The 425-nt window shown below is 71.8% G+C and carries 1 protein-coding gene; it reads right to left on the reverse strand.

The window, feature by feature from the left end:
- Window positions 1-7: 7 nt before the first annotated feature.
- Window positions 8-425: lysophospholipid acyltransferase family protein (locus IE312_RS41890; RefSeq protein ID WP_229900453.1), on the reverse strand; the 418-nt coding region annotated here is incomplete at its 5' end.

A 425-nucleotide genomic window follows, 5' to 3' on the forward strand; every position in this document is an offset into this window, starting at 1 on the left:
TCCGACATCAGCCCGTTCCGGCCGCTCGGGCGTGCGCGCTCTTCGCCGTCTCCGCGTACATGTCGACGTACTCCTGGCCGGAGAGCGCCGCGATGTTCGCCGTGATGTCCGTCGTCACGGCGCGGCGCAGCCGGCGGTCGTTCTCCCGGCCGAGGTGCTCGGTGAACCTCACCGGGGCACCGAACCGTGCCTCGAAGGTGCCCGGGTACAACCGCTTGGCGCCCGCCGGGTGCACCGACTCCGTCCCGATCAGACCGCAGGGAACGACCGGAGCCCCGCTGCGCATGGCCAGCCAGGCGGTACCCGTCGTGCCCTTGTACAGGCGTCCGTCCGGTGACCGGGTCCCCTCGATGTGGACACCCACGCCCTTGCCCTCGTGCAGCAGCCTGAGGGACGTGTGCAGACCGGCCATGGTCCCGGCGCCG

Origin of the sequence: Streptomyces capoamus, assembly GCF_014654935.1 — a bacterium.
Classification (GTDB): Bacteria; Actinomycetota; Actinomycetes; order Streptomycetales; family Streptomycetaceae; genus Streptomyces; species Streptomyces capoamus.